Source organism: Nocardia sp. NBC_01377 (genome assembly GCF_045040005.1).
In the GTDB taxonomy this organism is placed as follows: domain Bacteria; phylum Actinomycetota; class Actinomycetes; order Mycobacteriales; family Mycobacteriaceae; genus Nocardia; species Nocardia noduli.
The window spans coordinates 132,488-145,830 of sequence record NZ_CP109566.1; the positions used below are offsets into that span (position 1 = coordinate 132,488).

Genomic DNA, 13,343 nt, shown 5'->3' on the forward strand with positions numbered 1-13,343 from the left:
GTCGGGATCTCGACTCGTCGGGATCTCAGAGCACTTCGTCGAGATCGGCCATCAGGCGTCGCTTGGCACGCGCGCCCACGGTGGTCTGCACCGCACGGCCGTCGCGGAACACCATGAGGGTCGGCATGGACAGGACCCGGTACGCGGCGGTGGTCTCGGGATTCGCGTCGACGTCGAGCGCCACCACCTTCACACGGTCGGCTTGTTCCTCGGCGATCTCGGCGAGGACGGGGGCGATCATCCGGCACGGCGGGCACCACGACGCGGTGAATTCCACCAGTACCGGAAGTTCGGATTCGAGGACCTCCCCGGCGAAGGTCGCGTCGGTGACCGCCGTGACGGCATCGGTTCGCATCATGATGACTCCCGCATTCCACTGTCGGCGCGGCATTTCCGCGCCTGGCCTCCGACGCTAGGGCTTGACGTCGAGGTCGAGGCAAGAGCTTTTCGGAATCGCCGCTGGTCGTCGACGTGGTCGCGTAGGGTGACCACGCGGAAAGGGGCGACCGGTCGGGTGGCGATTCGGGTAGTCGACTACTCGTGCCCGTCGTGCGAACCCACCGCAGAATCGGCGCGATCACACAGGGGCCCGGGCGGCGAGCCGATCGGGTGCGGTCCGAATCAGGGGAATCCGATGACCGAGAGCGATGGGGCGCTGACGTCTGCCCCGAGTTTCGAACCACCACTGCGCGACGCGGAGATCCGCGCCGCGCCGGGGACGCGGGCACGGCACGGCCGGACAACGCCGTGCCACGGGGCGACGGTGCGCCGCACCGCGCGTCAACGGGTGCTGCCCGCGCGCACCGTCGGCGAGGGCCACACCTCGGCCAGGAAATTCGCCGAACGCGCGCTGCGCACGGTCCTCGAAGTGCTCGACCATCGCAGACCCGCGGGCCAACTGGCCGCCGTCGCCCATCCGCCGGTGGTGGCCGCCCTGCGCGGCATGGTCGGTGGCGACCGGGTCCCGTTCCGGGAACTCGGCGTCGCCGTGCTGGCCCGGGTGGACATCTCCATGGTCGACCCGGCCACCGCCGAGGTCTACGCGCGCTATCACCGCGGCTCCCGCCACTTCGCGGTGGCCGCCCGGATCACCTGCGCCCGCGACGGCTGGCGGCTGGCCGCGCTGCACGTCTGACGCGCGCGGCGAGTTCCGCGCCGGACCTGCCGCGAGCGGGGGCGAGCCCACCGCGACCGCGCTAGCCTCGGGGTATGTGCCGAAATATCACCCCGCTGCGCGGGCTGGAGCCCGCAGCGACCTCCGAGGAAGTCACCGCGGCGGCCCTTCAGTACGTCCGCAAGGTCGGTGGGTTGTCGAGTATCTCCGAGGCCACGCGCCCGGCCGTGGACGAGGCCGTCGCGGAGATCGCCGAGGCCACGCAGCGGCTGCTCGCCCGATTGCCCGAACGGAAGGTTCCGCCCAAGACGATCCCGCCGCTGCGCAGGCCCGAGGTCCAGGCCAGGATCCACGCACACGACTGATCCACGGCCCGCTCGCTCACGCCGGTTCGAACCAGGTCGGCTCGTCGGCCAGCGCCTGATCGACGCGGAACCGGTCGTGCGCGGCGAGGTCGGGCATGGCCGAGGGCACGAACCAGCCGACCTCCAGTGACTCGTCGTCGTTGACCCTCGCCTCGCCGCCGACGGCGAGACAGCGCACGGTGACGTCCATGAACTGACAGATGTCGCCGTTGGGGTAGGTGTGCGGCGGCAGGGCCCGCACCAGCACGATGCGTTCGACGACGCAGCGCACCGCGGTCTCCTCGTAGACCTCGCGCACCGCGCACGCCGCGGGCTGTTCGCCCGGTTCCGGCATCCCGGCGATCACCGCCCATCGACCGGAATCCGAGCGCCTGCCCAGCAGAATGCGACCGGCGTCGTCGAAGACCACCGCGGAGACCCCGGGCAGCCAGAGCAGTTGCTTTCCCGCGCTGGCGCGCAGGGTGTGGACGAAATCGGGCGTTGCCATGGCATCGACCATAGGCACCGGCACGAATCCGCAGGACAACGGCGGTGATCGCCTCCGAACCGGCACGACGGCGGTACGTTGCAGTAATGACCACCACGAACCGGCCCGGAGCCGACATCAAGCCGCGTAGTCGCGATGTCACCGATGGACTGGAGAAGACCGCGGCGCGCGGAATGCTGCGCGCGGTCGGGATGGGCGACGCCGATTTCGCCAAATCCCAGATCGGTGTCGCGTCGTCGTGGAACGAGATCACCCCGTGCAACCTGTCGCTGGACCGGTTGGCCAAGGCGTGCAAGGACGGTGTCTTCGAGGGCGGCGGATACCCGTTGGAATTCGGCACCATCTCGGTCTCCGACGGCATCTCGATGGGCCACGAGGGCATGCATTTCTCGTTGGTCTCGCGCGAGGTGATCGCCGACAGCGTCGAGACGGTCATGCAGGCCGAACGGCTCGACGGTTCGGTCCTGCTCGCGGGCTGTGACAAATCGCTGCCGGGCATGCTGATGGCGGCGGCTCGGCTCGACCTGGCCAGCGTCTTCCTCTACGCAGGCTCGATCCTGCCCGGTATCGCCAAACTGTCCGACGGCAGCGAGCGCCAGGTCACCATCATCGACGCCTTCGAGGCGGTCGGCGCGTGCTCACGCGGACTGATGTCACGCGAGGACGTCGACGCGATCGAACGCGCGATCTGTCCCGGCGAGGGCGCCTGCGGCGGCATGTACACCGCCAACACCATGGCGAGCGCGGCCGAGGCGCTCGGCATGTCATTGCCGGGCAGCGCCGCACCGCCCGCCACCGACCGCCGCCGCGACGGTTTCGCGCGGCGCAGCGGCCGGGCCGTCGTAGCCCTGCTCGAACGCGGAATCACCGCGCGCGACATCATGACCCGCGAGGCGTTCGAGAACGCCATCGCGGTGGTGATGGCATTCGGCGGTTCGACCAATGCCGTGCTGCACCTGCTCGCCATCGCGCACGAGGCGGAAGTGCCGCTCACCCTGGACGATTTCGCCAGGGTCGGCGCGCGCGTTCCGCATCTGGCCGATGTGAAACCGTTCGGCAGCTACGTGATGACCGATGTGGACCGGATCGGCGGCGTGCCGGTGGTCATGAAGGCCCTGCTCGACGCCGGTCTGCTGCACGGTGATTGCCTCACGGTGACCGGGAAGACGGTGGCGGAGAACCTCGCCGACATCGCCCCGCCCGACCCGGACGGAAAAGTGCTGCGCGCCATGTCGGCTCCCATCCATCCGACCGGTGGCATCACCATCCTGCGCGGCTCGCTCGCCCCCGGCGGCGCCGTGGTCAAGTCAGCGGGTTTCGATTCCGATGTATTCACCGGCACCGCAAGGGTTTTCGAACGCGAACGGGCCGCGCTCGACGCGCTGGAGGACGGGACGATCACCGGCGGTGACGTGGTCGTCATCCGCTACGAGGGCCCCAAGGGTGGGCCGGGTATGCGCGAGATGCTCGCCATCACCGCCGCGATCAAGGGCGCGGGCCTCGGCAAGGACGTACTGCTGCTCACCGACGGCCGTTTCTCCGGCGGCACCACCGGCCTCTGCGTCGGCCACGTCGCCCCCGAGGCCGTCGACGGCGGCCCCATCGCCTTCATCCGCGACGGCGACCGGATCAGCCTCGACGTCGCGAACGGCACCCTGGACCTCGACGTGGACGAGCGGGAACTCCTCGCCCGCAGCCAGGGCTGGAGCCCGCTACCGCCCCGCTACACCCGCGGTGTGCTGGCGAAGTACACCAAGCTGGTCGGGTCGGCATCCGGCGGCGCGGTATGCGGTTAACCTGCGGCGGAACCGCGCTGCTGTGAGCGGATCCGCTGTGGGCAGCGTGGCGCGAAATCCGGGCGCCGGGGGTGCACCGTGGAGGCATGGCTGATGACGACAAGAATCCGATGTTCGGTTGGCGCGCACGAGAGCAACTGCTCGGCCGCCGGATAGTCGTGCTGGACGGACCGCTCGACGACGACAACGGCACCCTGCTGATGACGCAGTTGCTCACCCTCGCCGCCGAGGACGGCGAGGCCGGGATCTCGCTGTGGATCCATTCACCCGGCGGGTCGGTGCCCGCGATGCTCGCCATCCGCGACGTCATGCGGCTGATCCCCTGCGAGGTCTCCACGCTGGCACTCGGATTGGCGTGCAGCGCCGGGCAATTCCTGCTGTCGTCGGGGGAGAAGGGCAAGCGATTCGCGTTGCCGCACGCGCGGATTCTCATGCACCAGGGTTCGGCGGGTATCGGCGGAAGCACCGTCGACATCGAAGTCCAGGCCGACGATCTGCGCCACACCGTGGACACCGTGCTCGGCATCATCGCCGAGGACACCGGCCAGCCCTTCGACCGTATCTACGAGGATTCGCTGCACGACCGCTGGTTCACCGCGCCCCAGGCCGAGGAATACGGCTTCATCGACCACATCGTCGGGTCCTTCGCGCAGATCGTCCCGCAACGGCATCGGATCGGAATCTCATGAGCAGCTACACGATTCCCAATGTCATCGCCCAGCATCCGCGCGGCGGGGAACGCGTCACCGACATCTATTCGCATCTGCTCGCCGAGCGGATCGTCTATCTCGGCACGCCGATCGATTCGGGCGTGGCCAACGCGCTGATCGCCCAACTGCTGCACCTGGAATCGGAGAGCCCCGAACAGGAGATCCAGCTCTACATCAATTGCGAGGGCGGCGATCTGCCCTCCATGCTCGCCGTCTACGACACCATCCAGCACATCGGCGCGCCCGTGTTCACGACCTGCGTCGGTCAGGCCATCGCGGTCGGCGCGGTACTGCTCGCAGGGGGCGCGCCGGGCCATCGCGCGATGCTCCCGCACGCCAGGGTCGTCCTGCACCAGCCCGTCGCGCGCGGCCAGGGCGCGATTCCCGATCTGATCATCCAAGCCGACGAACTCGTGCGTATGCGCGCCGAGATCGAGACGATTCTCGCCGTACATACCGGGCAGACCGTCGAACGGCTGCGTCACGACACCGACCGGGACCGGGTCTTCACCGCCCAGGCCGCGGTCGAATACGGACTCGCCGACCTGGTGATGCGCAAGCGCGACTGAAACCGTTCGGTCAGGCCGACATTCGCAGTGTCGGCCTGGTCTCGGACCGCAGCGGCGGGCGCACCGGCACCGTCGGACGGAGCGATCGCAATTCGACGGCGATCAGTTCGGTGAGTTCACCCAGGGTGACACCGAGCGCCCCCGCGAGCGCGGCGATCATCTCGCTCGACGGTTCCTTGCGCCCACGTTCCACCTCGGACAGGTACTGCGGCGAGATACCCGCTCGTTTCGCCGTCTCGGCGAGGGTGTCGCCCCGGCGCCCGCGCAATTCGCGCAGGCGTTCGCCGAGCAGTTCCCGCCACAGCGGTTCCGGCGGGGATTCACGTCGCGGCTGCCGAGGCCGGTCGTCACGACCTCCGGGAATCGCATGCAGTCTCGGATGCTCGGTCATGGTCCGAGCGTACGGTTCCCGGCCGCGCGACCTCGCTCGCTACGCTCTGGGCAGAATCGCTCGCCGGTGCACGACGTCGGGATCCGAGGGAACCGGCGTCGACGCCGCCACGTCCAAGAGGGTATGAGCGTGAAACTGCCCACCGGCGATGCCGCCGCGTCCGTCCGTCCCTGCGCGCACGGTGAGAACGTGGGTCCGGCCGCATTGCTGTACGCCGTCCGGCACGGGCAGAGCACCGTCAACGCCGGAATTCGGCCCGCGACCCCCGCCGAGGCCGACGACATGCGCATCGAACTCACCGAACTCGGCCGAGGGCAGGCCGCCGCGTTCGGACGTTGGCTGGCCTCGCGCCCGGCGGCGCGGCGCCCCGAATTGGTCCTGTGCTCGCCCTACCTGCGCGCGGTGACCACGTGGCACCTGGCCGCGGCCGAATTCGGGCCGACCGGGGTCGACCTGCCCTGCCTCGAAGTCCACGATCTCCTCTACGACCGCTACCGCGGTGAACGCTCGCACCTCTCGATTTCGGAGGTGCGAGAACGGTTTCCACGGGAGTTCGCGGCCGAACAGGCCGACCCGCTCGGCTTCCGGCCACCGGGCGGTGAGTCCTTCCACGACGTCGCGAGGCGACTCGGCGAGGTCGCGGCACGGATAGAACGCGACCGGCGGCATCGCAGCGTCCTGATCGTGGCACACGACGCCGTCGTCCTGATGTTGCGCCGAATCCTCGAAAACCTCCGCGACGACGAGATTCTCGCCATCGCGGAGGACGGTCTCGCGGGTAACGCCTCGGTCACCACCTGGGAGCGGGACGAACGCGGATTCCGGTTGACGTCCTACGACGAGCGCGCCCATCTCGCATGAGCCGGACGGTCAGGATCGGCGCAGCGCCAGCACCGGGATCGTCCGCACACCCTTCGTCTTCCCCTCGTATTCGGCGAACCCCGGGTTGCGCCCGGACTGCACGGCATAGATCCGATCGCGCTCCGCACCGGTGACCTCGGTGACCGCGACCTCGAAGCTGTCGGTGCCGAGCTCGACCCGCGCCTCACCCGCCGTGGTGAGGTTGTAGTACCAGTCGGGATTCGTCGGCGCGCCCGCCTTCGAGGCGAAGACGTAGAACACGCCGGGATCCTGCTCGTCGGACAGATACATCATCGGCGTGATGCTGTCCTTCCCCGAGCGCCGACCCCGATGATGGACCAGCACCATCGGCGCGCCTTCGAACTGCCCCCCGACCTTGCCCTCGTTTTCCCGGAACTCGTCGATGATCGCCTTGTTCCAGTCGTCGTAGTCGCTCATATGCCTCATCCTGGTCGCTGCGAGCAGCGTCGGCGAGCCGCCGCGCGGGGCGCCTTCTTCCGGTGGCGGAGACACCGTCATCGGGATTTCGCAGCACTCGCCGCGGTGACTCCGGCGGGCCGCGCGACGCGGGGTGGGATCACCGATACGTACTCTCCCGATCCGGATCTGGTCGGACCGGGAGTTGGTTCGTTCCCTCCAAGGTGTTGTGGGTCAGGAGGCTATCGACGCACCAGCCGGATCGATTTCAGGGCATCTCCGGACCGGAGCTAGGCGGTCGTGTCGTCGCGTTCGCGGCCGCTTCGATAGCGGCCGGGGGTGCTACCGATGATGCTTGTGAACGTGGCGATGAAGTGGCTGGGGTTGGCCCATCCGCAGGCGTGTGCGACATAGGTGGTGTCATGGCCGTCGGCCAGCAGCACGAGGGCGTGATAGATGCGTAGCTGTGTGCGCCACTGGTAGAAGGTCATGCCGAGTTCGTCATGGAACAGTCGGCCGATCGTGCGCGCGCTGGCCCCGATCGCCCGGCCGAGTTCGGGCAGCGGGGTGTTGTCCGCGGGTTGCTCGTAGAGCATCCGCGCGAGAACCCGCAGCCTGTCGTCACGCGGTTCCGGCAAGTTCAGCGGCTGCTCGTCGGCAATACGCAACTCGTCGACGAGGACTCGGCGGACGCGAGCGAGCGGTCCCCGGTTGAAGCTCGCTGCGTCGGCGTCATGGACGCGGGGGCCGGTGAGGGTGAGCAGGGCGGCGCGGGCCAGGGCGGTCGCCGAGAACACGGCGGGCTCCTCGGGCAGCAGCCGCGCGAGCGGCGCCGGCAGGAACAGGATGCGCATGTCGGTTCGTCCATGGGCGCGATGACGATGTGCGAAGCCGGCTGGGGTCCAGGCCACGCGATTGGCGGGCACGATCGAGGTGCCGCGCCCGGTGTGGACGCCTCGGGCCGCGTAAACGAGGTGCCCACGCTGGTGCGAATGCAGCGTGCTCATTGCACCGGACGGCCACAGGTGCACTCCGCCGGACGGCCAGAGAAATGCCGCTGGGGCAGACTCGTGAGTTTGGCGGCTATCAGCCATAATATGGCATTCTATCGGTAGCACGCCGCGCGGCCGATGGTGATTATCGACGTATGACGACGTTCATACTTGTACCTGGCGCATGGCACGGATCCTGGTCCTTCGAGGCGGTGGTTCCGCTGTTGGAGCGCGCCGGGCACACCGTTCACGCTCTGACCTCGACCGGTTTGCGACCCGACGAGGACAGCGGCACCGTCGCGACCCGCCAACCTGGACACCCACGCCGGTGACGTGTTGACACGCCTCGATCGCGGGAACATCAGCAGCGCGACGCTGGTCGGCCACAGCTACGGCGGGATGGTGATCGCGGCTGCTGCCGAACGCGCGGGCGGCCGGGTCGCACGACTGGTTCACCTCGACGCTTACGTCCCGCGCAACGGTGAATAGTGTTGGTCGTCAACCACCGAGCGCTACCGGCAGGCGTTCGTCGCCGGCGCCGTAGCCACCGGCTACACGGTCCATCCCCCGGAAGGCGGCGATCCCCGCCGCCGGCCCCATCCACTCGCCTCGCTCCTGCCATCGGTTCGCCTCACCGAGGCCGTTGACCAGGTCCCGAGCCGCGAGTTCATCTACTGCTCCGGCTGGGAAGACCGCACACCCTTCACTGAACTCCGTGCCCGGCTCGACGCCGATCCTCATTGGCGAGTCCACGACCTGCCAACAGGTCACGACGCGATGCGTGAGGCCCCGGAAGCAACCGCCGCGATCCTGCTGGGATCGCGAGCCGTGATTCGATGACGCACGCAAACGCCCCGCTGTCCATCGAGGGCCGCCGTCGCCTGATCGAACGCTGCCGGACACTACGCGCGCAGTACTCGGCTAGCGCGATCAGGAGTACACCGGATACACGGCGTACTCACAGCCCTGGGTCGTGACCGAGACCTTCCGGGTATCGGTGGTATTCGGTGGCGTGGTGAGGAATTCGGTATACGTGGAGCATGCCGCGCTCTGGCGGGCGATGACGGTCGTCTCGACCACCGCCTGCGCGCCGTGGTCACGGTCGAGCACCACGGTCGGCGGGGTGTCCTGGCCCTGCGGCAACCCGCCGGACAGTGCGCCGCGCGGCTTGCGGACCGCATCGACCTGCGGACCGCCGGTGGCCGCCGTGACGCCGGGATAGCCGGTCAGACTGCACGCCCCGCTCGCACCCACCACCCAGTAATTCAGCTTGAACCCCAGCGTCGTCCCCGACGAGTTGGTGATCGGCTCGGCATTGAAGTTCAGTTGACCGTCCGCGCAGGCGGGCACCTGTCCCCGAGGCTGCCCCTGCGCTGCGTCACCTTGCGCCGACGCGGCCTCGCTCGTACACCCGGTCAACACCAGCGCCGCAGCGCCGAGCACCGAGAACACCCCGGCGGTGGTAGCGATTCGTTTCGTCATGAACAACCCCTCATGGTCGAGTCGGAACCGGAAGCGTCGTGCTCCCGTTCGACGTATCCATCCCCCCGTACGGACGATCCCGTCGACATCGAATCGCCCGCCACCCCCACGCCCGTTAACGCCCTCGCGGACAAACCGTTCCATGACTCAGCTGTCCATGGCGCGCATCGCGTGGAGCATCTCCGATGCTGCTCAATGGATTTCGAGATATCGTCCGAGTGCGTCATCGAGTTCGGCCAGGCAGTCCCGGGTGAGGTTGCCGACCAACTTTTCACGTAGTCGGTATCGATCGTTCGTATCTGATCGATCAGCAATCGAGTCTCGCGCCCATCGATCTCGACCGACGGGCGACGGGTTCGTCAATACCAGTGGTTCTGTTGCCAGAATTCCCAGGCGCCCTGGGGGCTGCCGTATCGGTCGACCATGTAGTCGTAGGTCCAGCGGATCTGGGTCAGGGGATTGAAGCGCCAGTCGAGGCCGTGGGTGCGCATCTTGTCGGGGGGCAGGGCTTGGCCGATGCCGTAGGCGCCGCTTGTCGGGTTGGTGGCGAAGACGTCCCATCCGCTCTCGCGGGTGATGATGTTGTCGAAGGCGGGGAATTGGTGGAGGGGGACGATGGTCAGTGCCATCGCCTTGAAACTTCCGCGCACGAGGGTGAGCGCGAGTCCGGCGACGGGGACGGCGGCGATGTTCTGATCGTCGGGGATGGCGGTGACCGGGCCCGCGGTGGCCGGGGTGGCAGTGATTCCCAGGGCGCACGCGGTGACGGCGAGGGCGAGAACCAGACGCTTCATGGGCGAACAGCTCCTTTGCGAGGGGGTGTGCTCATGACCGAGCAAACCAGGAGTTATCCGAACCGTGATGTAGGTGACCCGGCGTGTCAGCGGGGGAAGGGGGATCCGGGCGCCGTGTCCGGGCGTCCGGTGGCCTCGGCAAACCGCGCGCGGGGGCCCGCCCGGCTCTAGGATGACGATCATGGTCGCGGGTAGCCGCGGGCCGGTGTTTCCCGACCGGAAGGATGAACAGATGAGTGTCTTCTCGCCTGGATTCCGAGGTCGTTCGCGCCCGGCGGGGCACCAGTTGCCACCGGGGCAATACGAAACCGACGATTTTCCTGTGCTTTCGGCGGGGCCGACACCACGTATCTCGCTCGACACGTGGACGTTCACCATCGTCGACGAGACCGGTGGACGTCACAGCTGGAATTGGGCGGAATTCAACGCTCTGCCGCAGACCAGTCCGCACGTGGATATCCACTGCGTCACCCGGTGGTCGAAATTCGACACCGACTGGGTCGGCGTCTCCCTGGACACGCTGCTGGAACCCGTCGAGACGCAGGCCGAATTCGCTCTCGCGGTGAGTTACGGGGGCTACACGACCAATGTGCCGCTGGAGGATCTCACCGACGGCAAGGCGTGGATCGTGCATCGCTTCGGCGGTCACGATCTCGCACCCGAACACGGCGGTCCGGCGCGGTTGCTCATTCCGCACCTGTATTTCTGGAAATCGGCCAAATGGGTGACCGAATTGCGGCTGCTCGATGAGGACGAACCGGGTTTCTGGGAGAACGCGGGCTATCACGATTACGGAGATCCGTGGCGCGAGCAGCGGTATCAGGGCGATTGACCACCTGGCGGGCGGCCGAACTCGTCGCGGTGCGAGCCGAGACGGATACGGCCCGCACCCTGACCCTGCGGGTCGCGCGGTGGCCGGGACATCTGCCCGGTCAGCACGTCGACGTGCGGCTGACCGCGCCGGACGGGTATCAGGCCGAACGCAGCTATTCCATAGCGTCACCGGCCGGCGGTGATCTGATCGAACTCACCGTCCAGCGGGTGCCGGACGGCGAGGTCTCCGGCTATCTGGTCGACGGGCTCGAGGTGGGGGAGCGGATCGAGATCAGGGGACCGGTCGGCGGGTGGTTCGTGTGGGATCCCGAGCGTGACGGTCCGGCGCTGCTGGTCGCGGGCGGTTCGGGGATCGTGCCGATCATGTCGATGCTGCGGGCGCGCCGTCGCGCGGGTGTCGGCAAGCCGGTTCGGGTGATCTACGCGCTGCGCGATCCGGGACAGCTGTTCTACCGCGACGAACTCGCGGCGGACCCGGATCTGTTCCTGGCCTATTCGCGGGCGGCACCGCCCGGGGATCCGCGTCCACCCGCTCGGCTGTCCGGCGCGGAACTGACCGACCACGGTCTCACGCCCTCACCCGAACTCACCTGTTACGTCTGCGGACCCACCGGATTCGTCGAATCCGTCTCGGCCGCACTGGTTTCCATCGGGCACGAGCCCGCGCGCGTCAGAACCGAACGTTTCGGACCGAGTGGGAGATAGCCATGGGTGAACAATCGGCCCCGTTGCCGATCTACGCGGACGACAGCCACGTCGACGGAAACGCGCTGGCGGGTCCGCTCTCGGAGATCTTCGTCGGCGACGTCACGATCTGCGCGTGCCGTTGCGGCGTCTGCGGCGCGACCGCCCCGCTGGCGCGCGCCATGGTCTACCTGGGCGCGGGGGCGGTGGTGCGCTGCGCGTTCTGCTCGGCCATCGTGCTCCGCCTGACAACGACACCGCAGGGCCGCTGGCTCGATCTGGGCGAGGGCGCGTCGCTGTGCTTGCCCGCGCCCGATCAGCCCTGAGTCGGTCGAGTACGCGCCGATGGCGGCCGTACCCGTCGGCGCGGCGGCGGTCGGCGCAGCCGCGGCCATGAGCAGGTGATCCACGGCGGATGTTCCGGCGGCGACTGAGGCTGCCGAGCCGTGACCGCCACGGCGACCGCCGCCGCACCGCGACCCGCCGCCGCCGCTGCCGCCACCGCCGCTGCTGCTGCTGCTGCTGCCGCCACCGCCGCTGCTGCTGCTGCTGCTGCCGCCACCGCCGCTGCTGCTGCTGCTGCCGCCGCCACCGCCGCTGCTGCTGCTGCCGCCGCCACCGCCGCTGCTGCTGCTGCCACCGCTGCTGCTGCCGCCGCTGCTGCTGCTGCTGCTGCTGCTGCCGCCGCTGCCGCTGCCGCTGCTGCTGCCGCTGCTGCTGCTGCTGCCGCTGCCGCCGCGACCGAGACCGCCGCGACCCCTGCCGCTGCCGTGCCCCCTGCCGCGACCGCTGCTGCTGCCGCGACCGCCGCCCCACGAACGCGACCGCCACGACCGGCCACTACCGCGACCGCGACGACCGCGACCGACGACGCGACCGCCGTCGCCGTCGCCGCGACAGTGGTGCCGAGCCTCGGACACGATCGACCGTTGCCGGTATCCGGCGACCGACCCGGCCGAGGCGTAATATTTCGCCGTTGTTTCGCGCCACCGTCACCCTGTGCTGTCCGTGTTAACGCGCCGGCGATTAATCGCTGGTCACCGATTACCCGGAAGCAACTCGTGCGTGTTCCGGATACGGTCTCGAACACGCCGAGCGGATCCGAATATGTTGTGGGACAGTATTTTACGGAAGATCGAAGCGCCTCCGCGATGGTGAGCGTCCGGTAATCCCCAATTCGTCCCGATGTGACCAAACGGAAATGCCCGGGGCGTGAACTCTATTCATCGGCTCGCACCACGAACAAGCGAAGCCGGTGTATCGCGTCACTCGCATCCGAATACATCCAGGAGCTGTCATGGCCGCACCCACCACTTCGCCGGCGGAGATCGAGAAGCAGATCGAGGAGAACATCGCGAAGTCGCTCGCCGAGATCCCGCATCCGGCGTTGCCGCAGGGCACCAATATCTACGGTTCGACGAAGATCTTCCCGGACTACCAGGCGGAGGCGGGCGAAACGTATTTCACCCTCGTGCACGGTATCGCGCACGAATCCTCGGTGAGTTTCGTCGCGATCTTGCAGGCCACCCGGGCTCTGCGCAAGGGTTTCGAGTCGGCGATCTACTTCTACGGCCCCGGCGCGATCAACTGCGTCGCGACGCGCGGCTTCCCGACCACCGGTGACAGCGGGTTCCCCGGTGAGCAGAACATCAATCAGGCGCTGGCGACCTTCATCAAGGAGGGCGGCAAGGTGTTCGCCTGCCGGTTCGGTCTCGCCCTGCACGGTGCGCGCGAAGAGGATCTGATCGAGGGCGTCATTCCCGCCCATCCGCTCGACGTGCAGGACGCGCTGATCCATTACGCGCGCAAGGGCGCGATCATCAACTCCACCTACCAGCTGTAGGCGC

The 13,343-nt window shown here is 68.2% G+C and carries 19 protein-coding genes; 12 read left to right on the plus strand and 7 right to left on the minus strand.

The genetic code is table 11. The features are described 5' to 3' along the window. Window positions 1-25 precede the first annotated feature (25 nt). Window positions 26-358: a thioredoxin gene (gene trxA / locus OG225_RS00565; RefSeq protein ID WP_405179951.1), complete on the minus strand. Its 333-nt coding sequence runs from the start codon at window positions 356-358 to the stop codon at window positions 26-28. A 276-nt stretch (window positions 359-634) separates the two neighbouring features. Here trxA and OG225_RS00570 point away from each other — a divergent pair, with 276 nt between their 5' ends. Together OG225_RS00570 and OG225_RS00575 are read left to right on the plus strand one after the other, a co-directional pair. Then, a complete protein-coding gene (locus OG225_RS00570) occupies window positions 635-1,135 on the plus strand; it encodes an Rv3235 family protein (RefSeq protein WP_405179952.1) in 501 nt (166 codons plus the stop codon). A 74-nt stretch (window positions 1,136-1,209) separates the two neighbouring features. Next, on the plus strand, window positions 1,210-1,479 hold the full coding sequence (locus tag OG225_RS00575; RefSeq protein WP_216910391.1) for a DUF2277 domain-containing protein: 270 nt from the start codon (window positions 1,210-1,212) through the stop codon (window positions 1,477-1,479). A 16-nt stretch (window positions 1,480-1,495) separates the two neighbouring features. On the opposite strand, the gene OG225_RS00580 is transcribed toward OG225_RS00575, so the two are convergent. Next, a complete protein-coding gene (locus tag OG225_RS00580; RefSeq protein WP_405179953.1) occupies window positions 1,496-1,966 on the minus strand; it encodes an NUDIX hydrolase in 471 nt (156 codons plus the stop codon). 86 nt (window positions 1,967-2,052) lie between these two features. Here OG225_RS00580 and ilvD point away from each other — a divergent pair, with 86 nt between their 5' ends. The 3 genes from ilvD to OG225_RS00595 all read left to right on the plus strand — a co-directional run bounded on the left by ilvD (window position 2,053) and on the right by OG225_RS00595 (window position 5,041). Continuing rightward, window positions 2,053-3,762, plus strand: a complete 1,710-nt coding sequence (ilvD, locus tag OG225_RS00585; RefSeq protein ID WP_216910387.1) for a dihydroxy-acid dehydratase — start codon at window positions 2,053-2,055, stop codon at window positions 3,760-3,762. 86 nt (window positions 3,763-3,848) lie between these two features. Continuing rightward, window positions 3,849-4,451 carry a ClpP family protease gene (locus tag OG225_RS00590; RefSeq protein ID WP_216910385.1) on the plus strand — a complete coding sequence of 201 codons (603 nt, stop codon included), beginning with the start codon at window positions 3,849-3,851 and terminating at the stop codon, window positions 4,449-4,451. Then, window positions 4,448-5,041 (plus strand): ClpP family protease, encoded by a 594-nt coding sequence (locus OG225_RS00595; RefSeq protein WP_216910384.1) that lies wholly within the window; start codon window positions 4,448-4,450, stop codon window positions 5,039-5,041. Before OG225_RS00590 ends, OG225_RS00595 begins: the two co-directional genes overlap by 4 nt. Before the next feature lie 10 nt (window positions 5,042-5,051). Here the strand turns inward: OG225_RS00595 and OG225_RS00600 are convergent, their stop codons facing one another. Further along, the gene (locus OG225_RS00600) at window positions 5,052-5,432 is read right to left on the minus strand and encodes a helix-turn-helix domain-containing protein (RefSeq protein WP_405179954.1); all 381 of its coding nucleotides are present in this window, start codon (window positions 5,430-5,432) and stop codon (window positions 5,052-5,054) included. A gap of 129 nt (window positions 5,433-5,561) precedes the next feature. On the opposite strand from OG225_RS00600, the gene OG225_RS00605 reads away from it, so the two are divergent. Next, window positions 5,562-6,293 carry a histidine phosphatase family protein gene (locus OG225_RS00605; RefSeq protein ID WP_405179955.1) on the plus strand — a complete coding sequence of 244 codons (732 nt, stop codon included), beginning with the start codon at window positions 5,562-5,564 and terminating at the stop codon, window positions 6,291-6,293. 9 nt (window positions 6,294-6,302) lie between these two features. Here the strand turns inward: OG225_RS00605 and OG225_RS00610 are convergent, their stop codons facing one another. After that, the gene (locus tag OG225_RS00610) at window positions 6,303-6,731 is read right to left on the minus strand and encodes a nitroreductase family deazaflavin-dependent oxidoreductase (RefSeq protein ID WP_405179956.1); all 429 of its coding nucleotides are present in this window, start codon (window positions 6,729-6,731) and stop codon (window positions 6,303-6,305) included. Window positions 6,732-7,000: 269 nt separating this feature from the next. Beyond that, window positions 7,001-7,717, minus strand: coding sequence for an AraC family transcriptional regulator (locus tag OG225_RS00615; protein ID WP_405179957.1), 717 nt, complete (start codon window positions 7,715-7,717; stop codon window positions 7,001-7,003). 297 nt (window positions 7,718-8,014) lie between these two features. On the opposite strand from OG225_RS00615, the gene OG225_RS00620 reads away from it, so the two are divergent. Further along, window positions 8,015-8,191, plus strand: coding sequence for an alpha/beta fold hydrolase (locus tag OG225_RS00620; RefSeq protein WP_405183141.1), 177 nt, complete (start codon window positions 8,015-8,017; stop codon window positions 8,189-8,191). Between the two features lie 441 nt (window positions 8,192-8,632). On the opposite strand, the gene OG225_RS00625 is transcribed toward OG225_RS00620, so the two are convergent. Beyond that, a complete protein-coding gene (locus tag OG225_RS00625; RefSeq protein ID WP_405179958.1) occupies window positions 8,633-9,184 on the minus strand; it encodes a DUF4232 domain-containing protein in 552 nt (183 codons plus the stop codon). 359 nt (window positions 9,185-9,543) lie between these two features. Next, window positions 9,544-9,978, minus strand: coding sequence for a lytic transglycosylase domain-containing protein (locus OG225_RS00630; RefSeq protein ID WP_405179959.1), 435 nt, complete (start codon window positions 9,976-9,978; stop codon window positions 9,544-9,546). Between the two features lie 232 nt (window positions 9,979-10,210). On the opposite strand from OG225_RS00630, the gene OG225_RS00635 reads away from it, so the two are divergent. The 5 genes from OG225_RS00635 (at window position 10,211) to OG225_RS00655 (ending at window position 13,339) form a co-directional block, all read left to right on the plus strand. Continuing rightward, entirely contained in the window at window positions 10,211-10,810 is a 600-nt protein-coding gene (locus OG225_RS00635; RefSeq protein WP_109523394.1) for a sulfite oxidase-like oxidoreductase, read from the plus strand. Next, entirely contained in the window at window positions 10,807-11,517 is a 711-nt protein-coding gene (locus tag OG225_RS00640) for a ferredoxin reductase (RefSeq protein ID WP_405179960.1), read from the plus strand. Before OG225_RS00635 ends, OG225_RS00640 begins: the two co-directional genes overlap by 4 nt. Window positions 11,518-11,519: 2 nt before the next feature. After that, window positions 11,520-11,822, plus strand: coding sequence for a DUF6510 family protein (locus OG225_RS00645; RefSeq protein ID WP_405179961.1), 303 nt, complete (start codon window positions 11,520-11,522; stop codon window positions 11,820-11,822). A 120-nt stretch (window positions 11,823-11,942) separates the two neighbouring features. Further along, entirely contained in the window at window positions 11,943-12,665 is a 723-nt protein-coding gene (locus OG225_RS00650) for a hypothetical protein (RefSeq protein WP_405179962.1), read from the plus strand. A gap of 128 nt (window positions 12,666-12,793) precedes the next feature. Beyond that, entirely contained in the window at window positions 12,794-13,339 is a 546-nt protein-coding gene (locus OG225_RS00655) for an MSMEG_0572/Sll0783 family nitrogen starvation response protein (protein ID WP_109523391.1), read from the plus strand. The last annotated feature ends 4 nt before the right edge of the window (window positions 13,340-13,343 follow it).

Coding starts and splice junctions, on each gene's coding strand:
- trxA (WP_405179951.1), bottom strand. CDS start 358: ATGATGCGAACCGATGCCGTCACGGCGGTCACCGACGCGACCTTCGCC.
- OG225_RS00570 (WP_405179952.1), top strand. CDS start 635: ATGACCGAGAGCGATGGGGCGCTGACGTCTGCCCCGAGTTTCGAACCA.
- OG225_RS00575 (WP_216910391.1), top strand. CDS start 1,210: ATGTGCCGAAATATCACCCCGCTGCGCGGGCTGGAGCCCGCAGCGACC.
- OG225_RS00580 (WP_405179953.1), bottom strand. CDS start 1,966: ATGGCAACGCCCGATTTCGTCCACACCCTGCGCGCCAGCGCGGGAAAG.
- ilvD (WP_216910387.1), top strand. CDS start 2,053: ATGACCACCACGAACCGGCCCGGAGCCGACATCAAGCCGCGTAGTCGC.
- OG225_RS00590 (WP_216910385.1), top strand. CDS start 3,849: ATGGCTGATGACGACAAGAATCCGATGTTCGGTTGGCGCGCACGAGAG.
- OG225_RS00595 (WP_216910384.1), top strand. CDS start 4,448: ATGAGCAGCTACACGATTCCCAATGTCATCGCCCAGCATCCGCGCGGC.
- OG225_RS00600 (WP_405179954.1), bottom strand. CDS start 5,432: ATGACCGAGCATCCGAGACTGCATGCGATTCCCGGAGGTCGTGACGAC.
- OG225_RS00610 (WP_405179956.1), bottom strand. CDS start 6,731: ATGAGCGACTACGACGACTGGAACAAGGCGATCATCGACGAGTTCCGG.
- OG225_RS00615 (WP_405179957.1), bottom strand. CDS start 7,717: ATGAGCACGCTGCATTCGCACCAGCGTGGGCACCTCGTTTACGCGGCC.
- OG225_RS00625 (WP_405179958.1), bottom strand. CDS start 9,184: ATGACGAAACGAATCGCTACCACCGCCGGGGTGTTCTCGGTGCTCGGC.
- OG225_RS00630 (WP_405179959.1), bottom strand. CDS start 9,978: ATGAAGCGTCTGGTTCTCGCCCTCGCCGTCACCGCGTGCGCCCTGGGA.
- OG225_RS00635 (WP_109523394.1), top strand. CDS start 10,211: ATGAGTGTCTTCTCGCCTGGATTCCGAGGTCGTTCGCGCCCGGCGGGG.
- OG225_RS00645 (WP_405179961.1), top strand. CDS start 11,520: ATGGGTGAACAATCGGCCCCGTTGCCGATCTACGCGGACGACAGCCAC.
- OG225_RS00655 (WP_109523391.1), top strand. CDS start 12,794: ATGGCCGCACCCACCACTTCGCCGGCGGAGATCGAGAAGCAGATCGAG.